Raw genomic sequence first — 15,280 nt, 5'->3', positions numbered from 1 at the left:
GTCTTCGACCGCATAGATTTAACTGCTGGAACATATAGCACGTTTGATATTATGGTAAGTGAAGCATCTAAATCTATTTCTCTAGGTGCAAGCTCTAATCAAACTTACAGTATTAAAGTCAGCAATATTAAAGGGTTGAATATTATTAACAATTGCCAAAACATTTTAGTTGGTACACCTTGTAAACTACTGATTGAACATGATCTAACTACAGATGTACCTCCATCTTTTGAATATGAGGTGGTATATTGCGCTCAAAGTGTTCCAAAATCAGCCAAAGTTATATATGAACAACATGGTGCTCTTTTATCAAATATAGATAACTTAGATTCACTACCTATAGTGCAAGATAATCCAGTTTTCCTAAGCAATGTTTTAGCAGATCAGAGTTTACATATCTCAAAAGTTGTATTTATACCTGATAATGGATTTGGTCCTGCTAAAATTGACAAGGATAAGGACAGCTGTAGTGACACAGATTTAACGCCAAGCACTGGCTGCTCATTTTATATTAGCTCAAAAACGGATACGGCAGGCTACATTTCGCTTGATGGTGGGGCAACGCATTTCGAACATGTCAATATCAGTGGTTTACAAGTCACTCAAGATTTAGGATCTTTTTCCAGTAATACATCACAAGCTCAAACATATCAAGCGCAATATATCATTAGCAATAAAAATGGCTTAAATCCTATCAACTTTACTTACACACTAGATGGACAAGGGTTCACTGAAGACAAACCAAGAAGTACTTGTTTTGGGAAAAAACAACTAGATGGTGGGGATTCTTGCTCAGTTGCAGTTAGCTACACTGCGCCTAATGATTCTACCACAGATCAAAAAGCAAAGCTTACCGTACACTATACTGATAGCAACAATCATCAGCATTCCATTCATTCAACATTAGTTACCAATGTCAATACATCTAACATAGTGGGATATAAAGTTACAAGTGATACATATGGTATTCAAGCAAATAGTATAATCGATAATCCCTATCGTTTTCAGTACATATTCAAAAATATCGGCATAAAACCTGCCACCAACATAAGATTTGCAAATATTTTTGATCCCAATACGGTTACATTAGATGCTAAAGCAAGCACATGCAGGCAAACTAACACCTTAAAACCAAATTATAGTTGTATCATCACAGGAACTTTTACAGCAAAAAATGCTGATAAAAACTACTATTTAAGTTCAAACTTATTTTATAAGCAGGGGCACTATGTCAGCCTAAATGACTTAACCAAGGCTGCTGACCAAGCAAAAGAACCTATTGTAACTGGCTCAATCACCACAGACGTTCCTGCTAATAATATTATGTTTATTGGAGATCTCTATCATATAACATATACATTTAATAATATCGGCAAAGCAGATGCTAATAATCTGCAGTTTATTAATACATTACCTAAAAAAGCTGCTGGTTTTTCAACAGACGAAACAAAAAGCACATGCAGCAATACTCAAAAATTAACGCCGAGTAGCAGTTGCAAGTGGGCTTTTACTTTTACACCCAATAGTGCAGACATTAATACCTCAATTATTTCTAACTTACATTATGACAATGGTAATAATGTCATTCTCAGTAATGAAAACTTGATCAACAATCATAAAACACCGCCTGCTGTGCTGGAAAATCACATCGTTATCACACAAGGAGATAGCATCCCTGCAACCACACATATTGGACACCAATATCATGTAGCCTATACAATTAAAAACACTAATAAAAATCATAGTATGTTACTTACCAACGCATCTATTCCCATTAACGAAGGTGGTCCTCTATCTGAAGGCAAAACTGGCACTTGTAACAGTCTCCCTCCGACACAAGAAAAATCAAAAGAAGAATCATGCACGATAACTTTATACTACAAGTCAAATAAAGCTATGGATTATCATCACGATATATATCTTAACTATAATATTACTGATGGTACTAATGTTGCTCAAATATCAAAAAAAGTGGGAACTATTAATACGACAACGACAGATGTCACAAAATACATCTCAGCTACTCCAAAGGTAGTTATTCCTGATGATCCCAAACAGTACGTAAGTTACCCATTTGATTATGTATTTACAAATATTGGGCAGAGTTCACTAACAAATGTTAGCTCAGATGTCACCACACTCACTGCAGAGAAAGGTTTTACAATTAGTAAAAATACATGTCAATCTATTGCAACAATGCACCCACAGGATACCTGTGAAATCTCAGGCGTGTTCTATCCCGCTCAACAAGGGTTGATTGGCACTGCTAACATTACCTTAAAATCCAATAGCCATGATAACCTGATAACTATTGATCTTAGCAATAATAATACTTTAACAGTACAAGCAAATAATGCTTATCCTCAAATGGTGGCTGCAAATTATGGCGGATGTATAATAGATAACAATAAACTATATTGTTACGGATCAGCGCTACATAGTAGATTTAGTGATAATGTATTATACACGCCAACAAATATCTACACACCAGCTGCCGGCAAGATACTAAAATCTGTTAGCGCATCAAGGCTAAATACTTGCGTTATTGTTGGAGATCAGAGCACTCCTAACAATGATCAACTATACTGCAGAGGCTCTCTGCCGGATGGTGTAAAAAATCAGTTTGTGAAAGTACCTGCCCAAGGTGATTTGATAGTAAAACAGGTTGCATCAAATGGCGATCCTGTAAATCCATACATATGTACCATTGAAGGAAAACCAGGTGATAATACCCAGGATATGGCATATTGTTGGGGATATAATACCTATGGAGAACTCGGTATCGGGAACACTACATCTCCCATTACTACGCCAACTCCAGTTGATAAAACAAGCATTCCTAATGGATATATATTTAAATATATAAGCACATCTAATACAATAGTTCAGCCATTTACTTGCGCTATAGTTGGATTACCATCAGATGAACTTCATAATCAAGTATACTGCTGGGGAAATAATACAACTGGATATTTAGGTCTTGGAAGTAGTACTGTGAAAACAAATATCGATACTCCTACTAAACTCGATTTTGGTGATAATGCTTCGGTATCCCAGTTGGTAACAACTTGGTATGGTGGTTGTGTTTTAATGGAAGGAGATAGCAATCAAGTAAAATGCTGGGGAGGAGATATTGGAGCGTATAATTATGGATTTCCAGGAAATGGTACTAGTTCAGGAACGCAGTATTCGCCAGTGGAGCCACATAATTTGACTACTATCGTTGGTCAATCAAAGATCATTAAATTAGCAGCTGGCAATAGCACTGTTTGCTACTTAACCAATGATAAGGTAAGCAATTTAAGTTGTTGGGGAGCAAATTTATTCTTTCAGCTAGTTAATAAAAACAATACCACGTACATTACTCGGAATACAGATCCCAACAACTACCTAAGTGGAGATACGCTTCAACCTACTCCCAATAGCGACTTTTCAAATGATATTAGTGATAAAGATGGCTTTAAGGATATCTATGTAGGAGCCCAATCCACATGTGGATTAAGTAAAAAGGGTAGCTATTATTGCTGGGGAATAGGTGATCCTTCTTATTTTGGTCAACCAAAAGACACCACAATAAGCACCACTCAAGTTAAACCATACCCTCTTACTATCCCTAGTCCATAAAGTTAGCTTACTTTACTCACTTTGTGCCAAAAAAACTTTGGCGCAAAGTATATCTGAAATTTCTATGAGTGATTCTCGCTCGACTATATCGAATATTCTGTAAAAATTTCTCTATGTTCGTGTTGTATACCCATCGTAAATCCATTCGTCATCGTGTACAATATTTTTCATTTATACCTCAAGATATATATAAACTATGTCGACTGAAAGCACGCACACACCAATGATGCAGCAGTATTTAACGATCAAGTCTCAATACCCTGAAACACTTTTATTTTATCGCATGGGTGATTTTTATGAGTTATTTTATGACGATGCACACAAGGCTGCTAAGCTTTTGGATATCAGTCTTACGACACGTGGCAAATCCAATGGTGAACCCATTGCCATGGCTGGAGTGCCTTATCATGCAGCTGAGAACTATCTATCACGCTTGGTCAAACAAGGCTTAAGTGTTGCCATTTGTGAGCAAGTGGGTGATGTTAATAGCAAAGCACCAGTAGCACGCGAAGTCGTGCGTGTTATAACTCCTGCAACCGTTGCTGAAGAAAGCTTTACCGAAAGTAATGATAGCAATATTCTAATGGCGATTTTTGAGAATAAAACACGCATTGGCATTGCCTATTTAGAGTTTACCCAAGGTGAACTTAAAGTCCTTGAAATCAAACGTGAAACAAATACACTACACAATCAAGTACATCGCTTAAAGGCGAAAGAATTACTGATTTGCGACAATAGCATTGATGAGATTAAACCTAATCTTATCAATGAGCAAATATCCATTCAAGCTCGCCCAGAATGGGAATTTCAATTAATGGGCGCCAAAAAATTGATTCAACAGTATTTTGGTCAAAATGTCTTAACAGACACACTCAGTAAAAAACCTTTAGCAATAGCAGCCGCTGGTGCTTTACTGCATTACCTAGAGAATACGCAAAAATCATCACCAAAACACTTACATAACATTACCATCGAGTCTGATGAGCGTTTATTAAATATTGATGCGGCAAGTCGACGTAATCTCGAGCTTGAAACAAGCCTCTCTGGCAAAGCTAGTCATACGCTTTTTGCGATTATCAATAACTGTCAAACAGCACTTGGCAATCGCTTATTAAAACAATGGTTTAAATCACCGACAAAAGATTATCACATTTTGCATAGCCGTCAAGATGCGATACAAGATTTAATCAATCAAGCCACAATGGATGACATTCAGCATTTACTTAAGCAAACGCAAGATATCGAGCGCATTGCCTCACGTATTGCTTTAAATAGTGCTAAACCCAAAGACTTAATTGCACTGCGACATACCTTGAGTGTTGTGCCTGATCTAAAAGCAATAATTGAAACGAAACAACACAACCCTTTACTTCTACTGCACGCCAAGCATTTAACGCTATTGCCACACATTCTAAAGCTTTTGTGTGATTCATTCGTTGATGAGCCACCGATAACCATTCGCGATGGTGGGGTGATCAAAGAAGGTTTTGATCAACATCTTGATGAGCTAAGAAACATTAGTCAGCATGCAGGTGATTACTTAATTCAACTGGAACAGCAAGAGCGTGAACGCACAGGAATAAACACTTTAAAGGTTAGCTTTAATAAAGTGCATGGCTATTATATTGAAATATCAAAAGCTCACAAAGTTGAATTACCTGTTGATTATACGCGCCGACAAACACTCAAAAATGCTGAGCGTTACATTACACCTGAGCTTAAGTCCTTTGAAGACAACATTCTAAGTAGCGCTGAAAAAGCACTCGCCTATGAAAAAAGTTTATATCAGGATATTTTGGAGCAAATACTTAGTGTATACCAAGACTTACAAAAAACTGCAAAAGCAATTGCTGAGCTTGATGTCTTAACCAATTTGGCGGAGCGCGCCATCACCTTAAAATTAAACCGCCCAAGTTTGTCAAAAGATAAGGTTTTGGATATCAAAGACGGACGCCACTTAGTGATTGAAGCGTTATCCAAATCACCTTTTATTGCTAATAGTAATCGCTTGGATGAGCAAAAACACTTACAAATAATTACCGGCCCAAATATGGGTGGAAAATCAACCTATATGCGTCAGATTGCCCATATTGTTTTTCTTACCCATATTGGTTCTTTTATCCCCGCAAAAAACGCATTAATTGGCGATATTGACGCTATTTATACACGCATTGGCGCATCCGATGATATTAGCTCAGGACGTTCAACTTTTATGGTTGAGATGACAGAATGTGCGCATATCTTGCGCCATGCAACGGATAAAAGCCTCGTTTTAATGGATGAGATTGGACGTGGCACTAGTACCTTTGATGGATTAGCACTAGCAATGGCGTGTGCTGAAAAGCTTTTGACGATTAAAGCCTATACGCTATTTGCCACACATTATTTTGAACTGACCCACTTGTCCGCACAATACCCCACTTTAGAAAACATTCACTTTGAGGCCACTGAGTATAAGGATACGATTATTTTCCTACATCATGCTAAACCAGGAGCTGCTCTTAAAAGCTATGGTATTCAAGTGGCAAAGTTAGCAGGTGTGCCACATGATGTATTGAAAAATGCCAAAAAGATTCTATCGCGTTTGGAAATGCGTGATAGTGATCCTTACGCGCCTATTCAACAAAACCTGGATTTTAGTTTCACAGCCCATCACACGCATAATGACAAAAGTGAAAACGATGTAAATAATGATTATGATCTTGTCATTGAAAAACTCAAAGCATTGGATCCTAATACACTCACGCCGATTGAGGCAATGACCACACTTTTTGATCTTAAATCAGCACTTAAGACCGCAGAAAAGCAACTGGTTTAAATTCATTCACTTAAATTTGATACAAAAAAGCACAAACACGGTTGGATTTACTGCAAAGCCTCGCTAAAATGAACACCTGTTCTAATTCAGGGGATTAAAATAAAATATAAAATGAATGTATTTTTACTTTTTTCTCCCCACTTTCAGCTGGCATCTACTATGCTAAATAATGACTTCATCGCTTTTTGCTCTATAATGACGAAAGCGTTAAAAGCAATTTGAGTTCAAAGGAAATAAATATGCACGGATTTAAAAGCCCGCAAATCTATTTAAAAACATTTATTATCGGTATTCTTGTGATTGCTAGTATTATCTATTTTGAGTTGACTGGTTTAAAGCCCTGTCCGATGTGCTTACTACAACAATTTGCGATTGTATTGATTAGTGTTTTGTCCCTTATTGCCCTTATCCATAAACCTAAAATAACTGGGGTACGCATCTATAGTTTTATCCTTGGTGTCATTGCTTTAATTGGGGCATTGATTGCCTTGAAACAAGTATGGATGCAAATAAACCCCAGTGAATATGTTGGTAGCTGCGAGGCTGGTGTCGATAGTTTATTTCAAAACCTACCATTTTTGGATTTCTTAAAGTCTCTTTTCACAAGTGGACCTGACTGCTCACAAGTCGATTGGAAATTCTTTGGCTTAAGCATGGCAAGTTACAGTTTTATTATCTTTGTCGTACTTAGTACGCTACATTTTTGGCAGTTTCTATTTTATAACGATCACAATTTAGTAAATAAAGAAAACATGAAAACAGAAGGATAAATCATGGCTGAACTCTCCCTAAAAGCACCTAAGAAAAAGCTTATCAAAGCGTTTATTGTCGTTATCGTCATTCTTGTCGTTATTTTTGGCGGCATTTTTGGCTTTGCTAGTTTTGTTAATAGTAAAAAGGCTTCAGCTATGGCAACCTGGAAAATGCAAGCACCTGAAGTCACCGCTACTAAAGCCAAGTCTGAAACTTGGTATCCAAGTGTAAAAACCATTGGTGAAGCAGTAGCCATTCAAAATGTTAATGTTACTGCTCAAGCTTCTGGTCTGGTGTCAAGCATCTCTTTTAAAGCTGGACAAATGGTTAAAAAAGGTGATGTGTTATTTACCCTTGATACACAACAGTTGCAAGCACAATTAAAGCAAGCACAAGCAGATTTAGAGCTTGCTAAGATTACTTACCAACGTGATCTAAATCTTTTGAAAAAACAAGCAGTTTCTCAACAAACTGCAGATCAATCAAAAGCACAATACGATGCAAATCTTGCCAATGTTGAATCGATTCAAGCTGATATTAACTATCGCACAGTAAAAGCGCCATTTGATGGCAAGATTGGTTTGCGCCAAATCAGTCTAGGTCAATACTTCAGTGCGGGTAACAGTGCAGCAACGCTTACTGAAATATCACCAATTTATATTGACTTCAGTATTCCACAAAATAACTTTAGTAATGTCAAAGTCGGTGGTGCAATTGAGTTTACTTCCGACGCCTATCCAGGTGTTACATTTAAAGCCAAAATTACTGCGATTAACTCACAAATCACTAGTGATAATAGAGCGCTTAACATTCAAGCAACCTTTGATAATAAAGATCAGCAGCATTTAATTTATCCAGGGATGTTCCTTGATGTGAGCTTAATTTTACCACCAATTGAAAATACCATCATTATTCCACGCAATGCCGTAAGCTATACCTTGTATGGCGAAACAGTGTATGTTCTTGTCCCTGATTATAAAGATGGGCAACCGGTAATATCTAAATACAGTGCAATGAAAGATGGTCAAGTCCAACTCATATCAACCGGTAAACAACAATACACCGCCAAACAAGTGCCTGTGAAAACCACCATGACCAATGATAATAAGGTCATCGTCAAAGGCATTAAAGCTGGTGATATAGTTGCGACCTCCGGTCAAAATAAATTGCAAAACGGTGTTAGTGTTATTATCAATAATGACATTGACTTCAAAAACAACCCATAGGAAAACGGCATATGCATTTTATTGATATTTTTATAAAGCGGCCTGTGCTATCAACGGTGATTAGCTTACTAATACTCGTTGCTGGAATTGGTACTGCATTTACCTTGCAGGTGCGTCAATACCCATATATGAATAATGCCACCATTATTGTTACAACAGCTTACCCAGGTGCAAACCCAGAAATTATTCAGGGCTTTATAACAACACCACTAGAACAATCCGTGGGTGCTGCTGATGGTATTGATTACATGACATCACAAAGTGTGCTTGGTTTAAGTACCCTAACGATTAACGTTAAATTGGGTGCTGATCCAAATAATGTACTTAGCCAAGTGGTGCAAAAAGTCAATGCAGTACAAAATAAGATGCCAAATGGTGCACAATCACCATCAATTGATATGCAGTCGGGTAACTCATTTCCATCGCTTATTCTTGGCTTTACCAGTGATACCTTAAATGAACAAGAAATTACCGCTTATATTAAAAACCAGCTGACCCCTAAACTACAATCTTTGGGGGGAATTTCCAATGTGATTATTTGGGGTGAAAAAGACTACGCAATGCGTGTATGGTTAAACTATGACAAAATGGCACGCTTTAATGTAACTCCTGATGATATTGCCAATGCGTTACAAGCGAATAGTTTAATTGCCGCTGGCGGGCAAATTAAAGGACCTTATTTTAATGTTACCTTAAACCCAACAACCAACCTCGACAATGCACAAGCTTATAAACAATTAGTCGTTAAAAATGAAAATGGTAACTTAGTTCGTCTAGGTGATGTGGCTACTGTTGAACTAGGAGCACAAGCCTATACCGCTAATGTAAGCTTTAATGGCAAGCACGGTGTTTTTGCCGGAGTTGTTGCTGCTTCTGATGCTAATGTACTGACTGTTGTTGACAATATTATGAAGGATTTGCCAACTATCAAAGCAAGTCTGCCAACCGGCTTAAACATGAATATTGTCTATAACAATACTACTTATATTAAAGCATCTATTGAAGATGTAGTGAAAACACTGATTGAAGCGGTAATTATTGTAACCGTTGTTTTATTTTTATTTATTGGTTCCTTTAGATCGGTTATCATCCCTGTGGTTGCTATTCCACTATCGATGATTGGCTCATTTTTATTGATGTTTCTTATGGGCTTTTCGATTAACTTATTGACCCTCTTATCCATGGTGCTTGCCATTGGTCTTGTCGTCGATGATGCGATTGTTGTACTAGAGAACATTTACCGACATATCGAAGAAGGCGCCTCTCCATTTGAAGCAGCTATTCAAGGAGCCAGAGAAATCGCAAATCCTGTGATTTTAATGACATTAACGCTTGTCGCCGTTTATTTACCAATTGGAATGATGGGTGGCTTAACAGGAATCTTATTTACAGAATTTGCCTACTCATTAGCAGGAGCAGTTGTAATTTCCGGAATCGTTGCCTATACATTCTCTCCAATGCTATGCTCGAAAGTACTGTCTAAATCAATTACTGAGGCTAAAACGGTTAAGTTTATCGATAACTTATTTGAGAAACTTAAAAATGCTTATGAACGTGCATTACGTCTTGTGATGAGCGTACGTATTGTTGTGATCTTATTTGGCGCAGTGGTTTTAATTAGCTGCTATTCACTATTTATGGGCACCAAATCAGAGCTAGCACCAACGGAAGATCAGGCCTTTATTGGTATTCAAGGAACTGCCCCTTCACCTGCCAATATTCACTATTTGGATACCTTTGCTCCAGCGCTTTATAAAGATATGCAAAGCTTACCAGGTGTTGAGTCAACTTTTGTTGTCAATGGCTACCCACAAAGTAATAACAGCTTCGGTGGTGTTGTCTTAAAACCATGGAATGAGCGCAAAGAAACACAGATGGAAATCAAACCCGTATTGCAAAACCTTGTCAATAACATAGCAGGTTCGCAGATTTACACCTTCGAAATGCCTTCTTTGCCCGGGATTTCATTTGGCCCACCCATGCAGTTTGTGATTCAATCTGTCAATAGCTATCCAAGTATTTATGCGATTGCTAATGATGTCATCAATAAAATGATGTCAAGCGGATTATTCGTCTTTGCACAAAGTGATCTACAATTTGATAACCCGCAAATGATTGTACAAATTGATCGTGAGAAAGCGGCTTCTTTGGGTATTAGCATGCAGCAAATTGCCCAGGCACTTGGCTATGCTTACTCTGGTGGTTATGTTAATTACTTTAGTATGCTTGGCTATAGCTATCAGGTAATTCCTGAGCTTGCTGATGACTTGAAGTTAACCAAAGAACAGCTTGGACAAATTCGTATTACCACAACCAGTGATAAACTAGTCCCACTCTCAGCCATTGTGACTTTTAAAACACAAAGTGTACCACTGAGTTTAAATCGTTTTCAACAGCTAAACTCAGCCACTATTAATGCAGTAACCACGCCAGGTATTAGTCAAGGGCAAGCCATTGAGTATATGCAAAACCTTGCCAAAACAGAACTGCCACAAGGTTACACCCATGACTATGCAGGTTCTGCACGTCAATTCTTAGAAAATAGTAATCAAATGGCTATTGCTTTCTTATTCGCACTGATTGTGATCTTCTTGATGCTGGCTGCACAATTTGAGAGCTTCAGAGATCCACTGATTATCTTAATCAGTGTACCGATGTCGATTTGTGGCGCATTAATCCCACTATATCTAGGGCAGCTGTTTAACTTAGGTTATGCATCAATCAACATCTACACGCAAGTTGGTTTGATTACCTTGATTGGTCTGATTAGTAAGCATGGTATTTTGTTGGTAGAATTTGCCAATAAACTGCAAGAAGAAGGCTATGACAAAGTCGAGGCAATTTTGAAATCAGCCGCCCTTCGCCTGCGTCCAATTCTTATGACAACCGCTGCAATGGTTGTTGGTGTTATTCCACTTGTTATTGCCACAGGGGCGGGTGCTGTCAGTCGCCAATCTATTGGTATTGTGATCGCATCGGGTATGACAATTGGTACCTTATTTACTTTATTTGTCGTTCCCGTTGTTTATACTTATCTTGCCAAAGATCGTCGTGCACTTATCAAGCGTTGGCAAGAAGAGGATAAGATTATTGCACAAATCAATAAAAATCACCCTTTATAAGCATCATAAACTATTTTATAATATTTCTAGCTTTTAATTTTCATACTTCTAGATAATTCAATTTAGCCAATAGCGAATGCATTAAGAAACAATAAATAGTTTGATTGTTTTAGTAAATAAACACCAAAGACTCTGTCAATAACAGCTTATCTGCAATTGAGTTATCTGAAATCATCTTTGACATTAAATACCACAAAGTAATTTACAAGCGCTACAGGATTTGCATGTTGTGTTTTGTAGTAAATTAACTTTTATCATATAATGTTTTTGGAGTAAGAATAATTTAAAGGGGAATTTCTTTGAGTACTGTATTAAAAAGTTTATGGGATGATGCCTATGCTAACAGCCTTTCAACTGAGCAAGAGTTAGTATACCGTTCGAATTTATTAGGCTCTGACTTACGCATTACAAACTACGGAGGCGGTAATACTTCTGCCAAAATTCTACAAAAAGATCCACTAACCTGTGAAGATACAATGGTTTTATGGGTAAAGGGTTCTGGCGGGGATTTAGGGTCAATTAAATTACCCGGATTCTCAACACTATACCTAGATAAATTACACCAACTGAAAAAAATATATCGTGGTCTTGAATATGAAGATGAAATGGTTAGTTATTTACCGCATTGTACTTTTAACTTAAATCCGCGCACTGCTAGTATTGATACCCCATTACATGCTTTTATCCCGCATGCGCATGTTGATCATATGCATCCTGATGCAGTCATTGCTATTGCATGCACAGAAAACAGCAAAAAATTAACTGAGACAATATTTAAAGGTGAAATTGGATGGCTTCCTTGGCAACGCCCAGGTTTTGATCTTGGTCTTAAATTGGGTGAGCTTGCAACGACACAACCACATTTAAAAGGCATCATTTTAGAAGGACATGGTTTATTTACCTGGGGTTCAACCTCAAAATCTTGCTATGAAAATACAATAAAAGTCATTCAAAGATCTCAAGATTGGTTAGATGATAACAATACCAAACCTGCTTTTGGTGGTAAATTTTTTACTAAAGAAATGTCATCTGACAATCGCCAAGCCATTATTTCACAACTGCTTCCTATTTTGCGTGGAAAAATCACAGGAAATCAACCTAAGATCGCTCATTTTAATTCTGATGAGAAAGTTATTGAGTTTGTAAACTCAAAAGATATGGCGTATTTAGCAGATCTAGGAACATCTTGTCCTGATCACTTTTTAAGAACTAAAATAAGACCTCTTGTGCTGGACTTTAATCCTGAAGCCCATGATTTAGATGCCGAATTAAAACGATGTATATCAAACTTGGATACACAATTAGAACAGTATCGCCAGGATTATATAGCCTATTATGAGCGTTGTAAACGTGATAACTCACCGGCTATGCGCGATAATAATGCCGTAGTTTATTTGGTGCCTGGTGTCGGAATGATCACTTTTGCAAAAGATAAAGCAACTGCGCGAATTGCTGGAGAGTTTTATATAAATGCAATCAATGTAATGCGTGAAGCCAATGGCGTAAGCCAATATAAAGCGCTTGATGAACAAGAAGCATTTGATATTGAATACTGGTTATTAGAGGAAGCAAAGTTACAACGTATGCCAAAACCAAAACCTCTTTCTGGGAAAATTGCTTTTATTACTGGAGGAGCCGGTGGTATTGGAAAAGCCACTGCTAAACGTTTATTAGATGAGGACTGCTGTGTTGTACTAGCAGATATTGATCAAGATGCGCTACGGGATGCTCACCAAGATTTCTCTAATCTTTATGGCGCAGATTATGTGCGTAGTGTTATCTGCGATGTTACTCAAGAATCTTCAGTTATTTCCGCAATGGCATTTGCAGCAAGAGAGTTCGGTGGTATAGATATACTTATTTGTAATGCAGGCATTGCAAGTTCGTCCGCATTGGAAGATACAACTTTGGATATGTGGAACTTCAATATGAGTATTTTAAATACTGGATACTTCCTCACTGTAAGGGAAGGATTTAAATTGCTAAAAACACAAAATATTGGTGGATCAATCGTATTTATTGCAAGTAAAAATGGCTTAGTTGCTTCTCCTAATGCATCAGCTTATTGTACGGCTAAGTCAGCAGAAATACAGCTAGCTAGATGTGTGGCTTTAGAGGGAGCAGGTTTAGGTGTTCGCTGTAATGTTGTTAATCCTGATGCGGTACTACGTGGATCAAAAATTTGGTCAGGCAAATGGAGAGAAGAACGTGCTGCAGCTTACAAAATGGATCAAAATGAACTTGAGGAACACTATCGTCAACGTAGTTTATTAAAGAGAAATGTGTTTCCTGAAGATATTGCTGAGGCGGCATATTTTTTCTCTGCTGATTTATCAGCGAAGTCCACAGGCAATATTATTAATGTTGATGCAGGTCATGCCCCATCATTTACACGTTAAATTTTAAAAACCTTTATTAAGGAAGTGTCATCATGTCAGAATCAACAGTATTTACTAAAGAATATATTGAAAACAAAAATAAACTCTACCAAGCATCTGTGAAAGAGCAATATGAAGCATTAGGAAATTCTTTGAAATCACAAGGAATTGATATTAATGATATATTAGAGAAAGCAAAAACATTCTCTATTGCGATACCAAGTTGGGGTGTTGGTACAGGTGGTACACGTTTTGCTCGATTTCCAAATAAAGCAGAACCGCGCAATATATTTGAGAAATTAGAAGATTGTTCAATCGTAAATCAGTTATCACGCTGTACAAATAAGGTTTCACCACATTTTCCCTGGGACTATGTGGATGATATGCATGCATTAAAAGAGTTTGCTTCGCAATTAAACTTAGAATTTGATGCAATAAACTCAAATACATTCCAAGACAATAAACATCAGTCACACTCATACAAATATGGAAGTTTGACACATACAAATAAAGCCGTACGTGATCAGGCTGTTGAGTTTAATATAAAATGTATTGAATATGGGAAAATATTAGGAAGTGATGTATTGACTGTATGGGTAGGTGATGGTTCAAACTTCCCAGGGCAGCAACATTTTTCACGTGCATTGACGCGTTATTTAGATAGCATGCATAAAATTTACAAAGCATTGCCTGATCACTGGCATGTATATATTGAACATAAGATGTTTGAACCGGCTTTCTATTCTACCGTTATTCAAGACTGGGGTACTAATATTTTATGCGCAAAAGAGCTTGGTGAAAAAGCAAAGTCATTGGTTGATTTAGGGCATCATGCACCTAATGTCAATATTGAGATGATTGTCTCTCGCTTGATTCAATTTAACAAATTGGCAGGTTTTCATTTTAATGATAGTAAATATGGTGATGATGACTTAGATAGCGGATCTATACACCCTTATCAGCAGTTTCTAATTTTTAATGAATTAGTCGATGCTGAAGAACTTGGCGTTTTAAAACATAAACCAAGTTATATGCTTGATCAATCACATAATGTTACAGACCCTATTGAAAGTTTGATACTTTCTGCTGAAAGCGTACAACGATCTTATCTTCAGGCTTGCTTGGTTGATCGAAAAGCACTATACAACTACCAAGATGATAATGATGCAATTATGGCCAGTAAAGTATTAAAAACTGCTTTTAATACAGATGTTACACCAATTTTACAAAAAGCACGTTTAGAAAAAGGTGGTGCTATTGACCCTATTCAAACATATAGAAGTATAGGATATAGGCAGCTAATCGAGAAAAAAAGACCGCAATCATCACAAAGTGGCAGTGGAATTGTATAAGTAAGGA

General features: G+C 37.2%; 7 protein-coding genes. All 7 read left to right on the top strand.

Features of this window, described 5'->3' with window-relative positions; translation table 11 throughout:
• Positions 1 to 51: 51 nt before the first annotated feature.
• The 7 genes from DNK85_RS08010 to rhaI all read left to right on the top strand — a co-directional run bounded on the left by DNK85_RS08010 (position 52) and on the right by rhaI (position 15,273).
• Complete coding sequence (locus DNK85_RS08010; RefSeq protein ID WP_119329060.1) at positions 52 to 3,624, top strand: RCC1 domain-containing protein; 3,573 nt, start codon at positions 52 to 54, stop codon at positions 3,622 to 3,624.
• A 196-nt stretch (positions 3,625 to 3,820) separates the two neighbouring features.
• On the top strand, positions 3,821 to 6,442 hold the full coding sequence (gene mutS / locus DNK85_RS08005; protein ID WP_119329059.1) for a DNA mismatch repair protein MutS: 2,622 nt from the start codon (positions 3,821 to 3,823) through the stop codon (positions 6,440 to 6,442).
• A 239-nt stretch (positions 6,443 to 6,681) separates the two neighbouring features.
• Complete coding sequence (locus DNK85_RS08000) at positions 6,682 to 7,212, top strand: disulfide bond formation protein B (protein WP_119329058.1); 531 nt, start codon at positions 6,682 to 6,684, stop codon at positions 7,210 to 7,212.
• Positions 7,213 to 7,215: 3 nt separating this feature from the next.
• Positions 7,216 to 8,421, top strand: a complete 1,206-nt coding sequence (locus DNK85_RS07995; protein WP_119329057.1) for an efflux RND transporter periplasmic adaptor subunit — start codon at positions 7,216 to 7,218, stop codon at positions 8,419 to 8,421.
• Positions 8,422 to 8,432: 11 nt separating this feature from the next.
• Complete coding sequence (locus tag DNK85_RS07990) at positions 8,433 to 11,543, top strand: efflux RND transporter permease subunit (RefSeq protein ID WP_119329056.1); 3,111 nt, start codon at positions 8,433 to 8,435, stop codon at positions 11,541 to 11,543.
• Positions 11,544 to 11,842: 299 nt separating this feature from the next.
• Positions 11,843 to 13,942, top strand: coding sequence for a bifunctional rhamnulose-1-phosphate aldolase/short-chain dehydrogenase (locus tag DNK85_RS07985; RefSeq protein ID WP_119329055.1), 2,100 nt, complete (start codon positions 11,843 to 11,845; stop codon positions 13,940 to 13,942).
• 32 nt (positions 13,943 to 13,974) lie between these two features.
• Positions 13,975 to 15,273, top strand: a complete 1,299-nt coding sequence (gene rhaI, locus DNK85_RS07980; RefSeq protein ID WP_119329054.1) for an L-rhamnose catabolism isomerase — start codon at positions 13,975 to 13,977, stop codon at positions 15,271 to 15,273.
• The last annotated feature ends 7 nt before the right edge of the window (positions 15,274 to 15,280 follow it).

The sequence above is a fragment of the Cysteiniphilum halobium genome, assembly GCF_003574425.1.
Classification (GTDB): domain Bacteria; phylum Pseudomonadota; class Gammaproteobacteria; order Francisellales; family Francisellaceae; genus Caedibacter; species Caedibacter halobius.
The sequence above is the reverse complement of the archived record's forward strand: the minus strand, read 5'-3'. Positions and strand labels throughout refer to the sequence as shown.

Coding starts and splice junctions, on each gene's coding strand:
- DNK85_RS08010 (WP_119329060.1), top strand. CDS start 52: ATGGTAAGTGAAGCATCTAAATCTATTTCTCTAGGTGCAAGCTCTAAT.
- mutS (WP_119329059.1), top strand. CDS start 3,821: ATGTCGACTGAAAGCACGCACACACCAATGATGCAGCAGTATTTAACG.
- DNK85_RS08000 (WP_119329058.1), top strand. CDS start 6,682: ATGCACGGATTTAAAAGCCCGCAAATCTATTTAAAAACATTTATTATC.
- DNK85_RS07995 (WP_119329057.1), top strand. CDS start 7,216: ATGGCTGAACTCTCCCTAAAAGCACCTAAGAAAAAGCTTATCAAAGCG.
- DNK85_RS07990 (WP_119329056.1), top strand. CDS start 8,433: ATGCATTTTATTGATATTTTTATAAAGCGGCCTGTGCTATCAACGGTG.
- rhaI (WP_119329054.1), top strand. CDS start 13,975: ATGTCAGAATCAACAGTATTTACTAAAGAATATATTGAAAACAAAAAT.